Annotated in this window: 1 protein-coding gene, 2 tRNA genes and 3 rRNA genes; 5 read left to right on the top strand and 1 reads right to left on the bottom strand. The window is 38.2% G+C overall.

The features are described 5' to 3' along the window. Positions 1 to 321 precede the first annotated feature (321 nt). Entirely contained in the window at positions 322 to 1,077 is a 756-nt protein-coding gene (locus tag AJ886_RS00045; protein ID WP_044779581.1) for a basic amino acid ABC transporter substrate-binding protein, read from the bottom strand. 741 nt (positions 1,078 to 1,818) lie between these two features. Here AJ886_RS00045 and AJ886_RS00050 point away from each other — a divergent pair. From AJ886_RS00050 to rrf, 5 genes are all read left to right on the top strand, one after another. Further along, positions 1,819 to 3,331 (top strand): 16S ribosomal RNA (locus tag AJ886_RS00050). A gap of 102 nt (positions 3,332 to 3,433) precedes the next feature. Beyond that, positions 3,434 to 3,509, top strand: a tRNA-Ala gene (locus AJ886_RS00055). An 8-nt stretch (positions 3,510 to 3,517) separates the two neighbouring features. Next, positions 3,518 to 3,594, top strand: a tRNA-Ile gene (locus AJ886_RS00060). 729 nt (positions 3,595 to 4,323) lie between these two features. Continuing rightward, positions 4,324 to 7,381: ribosomal RNA gene (locus AJ886_RS00065) — 23S ribosomal RNA — on the top strand. Positions 7,382 to 7,676: 295 nt separating this feature from the next. Further along, positions 7,677 to 7,793: ribosomal RNA gene (gene rrf / locus AJ886_RS00070) — 5S ribosomal RNA — on the top strand. The 16S, 23S and 5S rRNA genes sit together here with 2 tRNA genes alongside, the layout of an rRNA operon. Positions 7,794 to 7,909: the final 116 nt, after the last annotated feature.

Here is a 7,909-nt window from a genome sequence, read left to right on the forward strand (position 1 = left end):
CCCCCCCCCCGTAGACACCTTACTTGAAATAATATTTTTACTCAAATATTTTTCTCCTTCCTTATTTAAAATGATTTATTTTGAAATTAATTTCATATTTTTTATTTTTTAATAATAATATAAAATATAAAAATAAAATAGCGGAATAATAAAATATTTAAACTTAAAGTATAATTAAATACTGATTATTATATAAAATAAAATTTCAATTTAAATTTTATTTTATATAAAAAAATTAATTTAATGAGAGTAAATTTGTATGAAATGTTATTTTACAAAACGCAACGAAGATTTAAGTTGTATAAGCGTGAATTTTCACGCTTACTCTAGTTCATATTTTTTGATCAAAGTATTGTAAAATCCATTGGTTTTTGTCTCATCTATACCTTTGTCAAAAATTTTTACCAATTCTTTTTGTTTGTTTTTATCAAAAGCAAAGCTAAAGCCTTCTCCACCATCCATTTCTTGGTAAAAACTTACCAATTCTGGATTTTCAGCTAAAAAACCTTTAGCAGTATCTTCATCTGCGATAATAGCATCAATTTTGTTGTTTTTTAGTGCTAAAACAGCAATATTTAAATCTTTATTACTTTGCACTTGTGCATTTTTGATAGCTTTTGCAGTATTTTCTTGTAAAGTTCCTAGTTGAACTCCTATTTTTTTACCTTCTAAATCATTTTTTGTTTGAAGTAAATTGTTACTTTTTAGTTTAAGATAAAGATTTTTACTCATATAGTAAGGTTTAGTAAAATCAACACTCTGTCTTCTTTCATCCGTTGCACTCATAGCCGAGGCAATCATATCAATTTTACCAGCTTTTAAAGCAGGTATTAGCCCATCGAAATTGGTTTCAACCCAAACAATTTTAATACCATTTTTTTTGGCGATCTCTTCTACTAGATCCGTATCAAAACCTGTAAGTTTTGAATTTTCTTTATAGTTAAAAGGTTTATAGTTTGGGGCGGTTCCAACCTTTAATTCTACGCTTGCATTTGTTTCTTTGTTTTTAGAATCATTGCAAGCGTTTAAAAATAAGCCAATCAAGGCAACTAAAACAACACTAAATATTTTTTTCATTTTCTTCCTTTGATATAAAATGTTTTAAAATTATACTTATTTTAAATTTATATTTAATTAAGTCTGATTGCTTTTTACAATGTTTAAAAGTAAGTAATCCTTGATATATTATTTATACAAATTTCAAAAAACCCACCAAATACTTATATAAATACTTACACAAATATTTATATTGTTTAATCCCTCTTTAAGTTTAATTGGTTATACTTTCATTTCCTTTTTTGAAAAAAGGACTTAAAATCTTTTAAATTATAAAGTTTCATTAGCTTACGTAGATTTTATAAATTAACTTTATTTTAGATTTTTTAAGTTTTTAAATTATTTGAGTTTTTAACTTTCTTAATTTTTTAATTTAAAGCTAAAAAGTTTTATTTATAAATCTTAGTTTTTTAATTTAAAAACTTTTCTTTTAAAAATGATTTTTTGTTTTGTTCTTTTAACTTAGTATTGTTATTCAAATCTTATTAGTCAATCTTTGAAATCTAAATAAGTGATCGATTGAGCCAGAAAGATTTAGGCATAAGCAATTATGTAAAATCTATTCAATCTAATTTAAAAAGATTAAAAGCTTTTCTTTTAATCTTTTATAACTTTTTCTTTGAAGAAAAAGATTAAACTATCTATAAAAGTAATAAGGTTTATCTCTTTAATACAATCTAAGTAGTTTATCTATTAGGTTGGCGGGGTAGGCCTTTAGCTTGCTTCTTAGTCAAGGCTTTGCCTTGATGCTAAAGAAGGTTTATTATGGAGAGTTTGATCCTGGCTCAGAGTGAACGCTGGCGGCGTGCCTAATACATGCAAGTCGAACGATGAAGCTTCTAGCTTGCTAGAAGTGGATTAGTGGCGCACGGGTGAGTAAGGTATAGTTAATCTGCCCTACACAAGAGGACAACAGTTGGAAACGACTGCTAATACTCTATACTCCTGCTTAACACAAGTTGAGTAGGGAAAGTTTTTCGGTGTAGGATGAGACTATATAGTATCAGCTAGTTGGTAAGGTAATGGCTTACCAAGGCTATGACGCTTAACTGGTCTGAGAGGATGATCAGTCACACTGGAACTGAGACACGGTCCAGACTCCTACGGGAGGCAGCAGTAGGGAATATTGCGCAATGGGGGAAACCCTGACGCAGCAACGCCGCGTGGAGGATGACACTTTTCGGAGCGTAAACTCCTTTTCTTAGGGAAGAATTCTGACGGTACCTAAGGAATAAGCACCGGCTAACTCCGTGCCAGCAGCCGCGGTAATACGGAGGGTGCAAGCGTTACTCGGAATCACTGGGCGTAAAGGGCGCGTAGGCGGATTATCAAGTCTCTTGTGAAATCTAATGGCTTAACCATTAAACTGCTTGGGAAACTGATAGTCTAGAGTGAGGGAGAGGCAGATGGAATTGGTGGTGTAGGGGTAAAATCCGTAGATATCACCAAGAATACCCATTGCGAAGGCGATCTGCTGGAACTCAACTGACGCTAAGGCGCGAAAGCGTGGGGAGCAAACAGGATTAGATACCCTGGTAGTCCACGCCCTAAACGATGTACACTAGTTGTTGGGGTGCTAGTCATCTCAGTAATGCAGCTAACGCATTAAGTGTACCGCCTGGGGAGTACGGTCGCAAGATTAAAACTCAAAGGAATAGACGGGGACCCGCACAAGCGGTGGAGCATGTGGTTTAATTCGAAGATACGCGAAGAACCTTACCTGGGCTTGATATCCTAAGAACCTTATAGAGATATGAGGGTGCTAGCTTGCTAGAACTTAGAGACAGGTGCTGCACGGCTGTCGTCAGCTCGTGTCGTGAGATGTTGGGTTAAGTCCCGCAACGAGCGCAACCCACGTATTTAGTTGCTAACGGTTCGGCCGAGCACTCTAAATAGACTGCCTTCGTAAGGAGGAGGAAGGTGTGGACGACGTCAAGTCATCATGGCCCTTATGCCCAGGGCGACACACGTGCTACAATGGCATATACAATGAGACGCAATACCGCGAGGTGGAGCAAATCTATAAAATATGTCCCAGTTCGGATTGTTCTCTGCAACTCGAGAGCATGAAGCCGGAATCGCTAGTAATCGTAGATCAGCCATGCTACGGTGAATACGTTCCCGGGTCTTGTACTCACCGCCCGTCACACCATGGGAGTTGATTTCACTCGAAGCCGGAATACTAAACTAGTTACCGTCCACAGTGGAATCAGCGACTGGGGTGAAGTCGTAACAAGGTAACCGTAGGAGAACCTGCGGTTGGATCACCTCCTTTCTAGAGTACAAAGTAATAAGTCTCACCACTATTACTTCAATATATAAACTCAATTGATTCTTGTTTAGATTTCAAAGATTGATGATAAAGCTAATTGTTTATGGGGAATTAGCTCAGCTGGGAGAGCGCCTGCTTTGCACGCAGGAGGTCAGCGGTTCGATCCCGCTATTCTCCACCATTTATTAAGGGCCTATAGCTCAGCTGGTTAGAGTGCACCCCTGATAAGGGTGAGGTCACAAGTTCAAGTCTTGTTAGGCCCACCATAAAAAAGATTTGAATAAAAAAGCTTTAAAATCTAAAGCAAGTATATAAAGTAGATTAAATATAAAATATAAACTCTATACTTAGATTTATTTTTATCTTTAGCTATAAAAGAATATACTTTAAATAGATATAAGTAGCATATACATTATGTATTTATATTTATAATGATTATATTAATATATATATATACTTCCTTTAGGTTTTAAACCTAAATGTTCTTTTTAATTATCATTGTTAAGAGTCACAAGCAAGTTTTAATAAAAACAATTTTACAGGACTTGTTAAAGGATAAAACCTATTTATCTTTTCTTTGGTTTAACTTATATCTTTTAATTATCTTTATTTCTATAATAAAGAGAATATTAGATTTAAGATTTGTAAATTAAAGACAAGTTTCAAACTCACAGCTTAGTTAAGACTAAATCATTTAGTTCTATATTAAGTGTTTGAATGCTTTCCGTCTTAAGATAAAGAAGTCTTATCATAAAAACTTTAACAAGGAAGTGATGCGTTTTAGAATCAATAAAAAAGGTAGAAGTTAGGTTATATCTAACTTTTATGCAAATTGTTTTTTTAGCGATTAAGAATTGAAGCTTTATCTACATTAATTTTTTAATGAATGTTTAGTTTATTTCGTTTTAAGCCTAATATCTTTTAGGTTGGCGGGGTAGGCCTTTAGCTTTGGTTCTTTAGGATGAGCTTTGCTCATCTGCTAAAAGAACATCAAAAGGTAAGCTACTAAGAGCGAATGGTGGATGCCTTGACTGGTAAAGGCGATGAAGGACGTACTAGACTGCGATAAGCTACGGGGAGCTGTCAAGAAGCTTTGATCCGTAGATTTCCGAATGGGGCAACCCAATGTATAGAGATATACATTACCTATATAGGAGCGAACGAGGGGAATTGAAACATCTTAGTACCCTCAGGAAAAGAAATCAATAGAGATTGCGTCAGTAGCGGCGAGCGAAAGCGCAAGAGGGCAAACCCAGTGCTTGCACTGGGGGTTGTAGGACTGCAATGTGCAAGAGCTGAGTTTAGCAGAACATTCTGGAAAGTATAGCCATAGAGGGTGATAGTCCCGTATGCGAAAAACAAAGCTTAGCTAGCAGTATCCTGAGTAGGGCGGGACACGAGGAATCCTGTCTGAATCTGGGTCGACCACGATCCAACCCTAAATACTAATACCAGATCGATAGTGCACAAGTACCGTGAGGGAAAGGTGAAAAGAACTGAGGTGATCAGAGTGAAATAGAACCTGAAACCATTTGCTTATAATCATTCAGAGCACTATGTAGCAATACAGTGTGATGGACTGCCTTTTGCATAATGAGCCTGCGAGTTGTGGTGTCTGGCAAGGTTAAGCAAACGCGAAGCCGTAGCGAAAGCGAGTCTGAATAGGGCGCTTAGTCAGATGCTGCAGACCCGAAACGAAGTGATCTATCCATGAGCAAGTTGAAGCTAGTGTAAGAACTAGTGGAGGACTGAACCCATAGGCGTTGAAAAGCCCCGGGATGACTTGTGGATAGGGGTGAAAGGCCAATCAAACTTCGTGATAGCTGGTTCTCTCCGAAATATATTTAGGTATAGCGTTGTGTCGTAATATAAGGGGGTAGAGCACTGAATGGGCTAGGGCATACACCAATGTACCAAACCCTATCAAACTCCGAATACCTTATATGTAATCACAGCAGTCAGGCGGCGAGTGATAAAATCCGTCGTCAAGAGGGAAACAACCCAGACTACCAGCTAAGGTCCCTAAATCTTACTTAAGTGGAAAACGATGTGAAGTTACTTAAACAACCAGGAGGTTGGCTTAGAAGCAGCCATCCTTTAAAGAAAGCGTAATAGCTCACTGGTCTAGTGATTTTGCGCGGAAAATATAACGGGGCTAAAGTAAGTACCGAAGCTGTAGACTTGCACACAACTTAGATTATTTAAGTTGAGAATATAAAAAACTAAGTTATATGTTTTAAGTTATATTTTTACTGATTTTTATAGAGTAAAGATAGAAATAAAACTTAGTAAAATCAATAAAAATATTCTTAGGCTAAAGTTAAGTAGTTTAAGTTGTGTGCAAGTGGTAGGAGAGCGTTCTATTTGCGTCGAAGGTATACCGGTAAGGAGTGCTGGAGCGAATAGAAGTGAGCATGCAGGCATGAGTAGCGATAATTAATGTGAGAATCATTAACGCCGTAAACCCAAGGTTTCCTACGCGATGCTCGTCATCGTAGGGTTAGTCGGGTCCTAAGTCGAGTCCGAAAGGGGTAGACGATGGCAAATTGGTTAATATTCCAATACCAACATTAGTGTGCGATGGAAGGACGCTTAGGGCTAAGGGGGCTAGCGGATGGAAGTGCTAGTCTAAGGTCGTAGGAGCTTATACAGGCAAATCCGTATAAGAACACTCCGAGAACTGAAAGGCTTTTTGAAATCTTCGGATGGATAGAAGAACCCCTGATGCCGTCGAGCCAAGAAAAGTTTCTAAGTTTAGCTAATGTTGCCCGTACCGTAAACCGACACAGGTGGGTGGGATGAGTATTCTAAGGCGCGTGGAAGAACTCTCTTTAAGGAACTCTGCAAAATAGCACCGTATCTTCGGTATAAGGTGTGGTTAGCTTCGTACTAGGATTTACTCCGAAAGCGAAGAAACTTACAACAAAGAGTCCCTCCCGACTGTTTACCAAAAACACAGCACTCTGCTAACTCGTAAGAGGATGTATAGGGTGTGACGCCTGCCCGGTGCTCGAAGGTTAATTGATGGGGTTAGCATTAGCGAAGCTCTTGATCGAAGCCCGAGTAAACGGCGGCCGTAACTATAACGGTCCTAAGGTAGCGAAATTCCTTGTCGGTTAAATACCGACCTGCATGAATGGCGTAACGAGATGGGAGCTGTCTCAAAGAGGGATCCAGTGAAATTGTAGTGGAGGTGAAAATTCCTCCTACCCGCGGCAAGACGGAAAGACCCCGTGGACCTTTACTACAGCTTGACACTGCTACTTGGATAAGAATGTGCAGGATAGGTGGGAGGCTTTGAGTATATGACGCCAGTTGTATATGAGCCGTTGTTGAGATACCACTCTTTCTTATTTGGGTAGCTAACCAGCTTGAGTTATCCTCAAGTGGGACAATGTCTGGTGGGTAGTTTGACTGGGGCGGTCGCCTCCCAAATAATAACGGAGGCTTACAAAGGTTGGCTCAGAACGGTTGGAAATCGTTCGTAGAGTATAAAGGTATAAGCCAGCTTAACTGCAAGACATACAAGTCAAGCAGAGACGAAAGTCGGTCTTAGTGATCCGGTGGTTCTGTGTGGAAGGGCCATCGCTCAAAGGATAAAAGGTACCCCGGGGATAACAGGCTGATCTCCCCCAAGAGCTCACATCGACGGGGAGGTTTGGCACCTCGATGTCGGCTCATCGCATCCTGGGGCTGGAGCAGGTCCCAAGGGTATGGCTGTTCGCCATTTAAAGCGGTACGCGAGCTGGGTTCAGAACGTCGTGAGACAGTTCGGTCCCTATCTGCCGTGGGCGTAAGAAGATTGAAGAGATTTGACCCTAGTACGAGAGGACCGGGTTGAACAAACCACTGGTGTAGCTGTTGTTCTGCCAAGAGCATCGCAGCGTAGCTAAGTTTGGAAAGGATAAACGCTGAAAGCATCTAAGCGTGAAGCCAACTCTAAGATGAATCTTCTCTAAGCTCTCTAGAAGACTACTAGTTTGATAGGCTGGGTGTGTAATGGATGAAAGTCCTTTAGCTGACCAGTACTAATAGAGCGTTTGGCTTATCTTTAATAAAGCATCACTTCCTTGTTAAGGTTTTTATAAAGCTTTGAATGTTTTATATGAAATATTTATATAAACATTATGTTTTTAAGCTAATAAAATCTTTCAAGTAAAGTTTATATTAGAACTTGCTCTTAACATTGTTTTTTAAGTATTCTATATAAAAACTTATCAAAGATAAAAGATAAGTAAAGAAGAAAGAAAAACAAAAGAAGAAAGAGAATAAAGAAAAAAGTAAAGAAATAAAAAGATTAAGCTTTATTTTTTAAATTCAATCTTTCAAAGAATATTTAAATAACAATGTCCGTGATTATACAGATGTGGAAACGCCTTGCTCCATCCCGAACCAAGAAGCTAAGCACATCGTGGGTGATGATACTACGCCTTACTGGCAGGGGGAAAGTAGCTCATTGCGGACTTGTTAAATGTCTTCATTACTTACTTTATATATAAATCCTATGTTTATTTTTATTGTTGTTTTAGATGACACTTAGAATAGTGTTTAAAAAAGAGTTTGTTGCTGGTTAGGGTTTTT

This window comes from Campylobacter sp. BCW_6465, assembly GCF_001762815.1.
Classification (GTDB): domain Bacteria; phylum Campylobacterota; class Campylobacteria; order Campylobacterales; family Campylobacteraceae; genus Campylobacter_D; species Campylobacter_D jejuni.

Coding starts and splice junctions, on each gene's coding strand:
- AJ886_RS00045 (WP_044779581.1), bottom strand. CDS start 1,077: ATGAAAAAAATATTTAGTGTTGTTTTAGTTGCCTTGATTGGCTTATTT.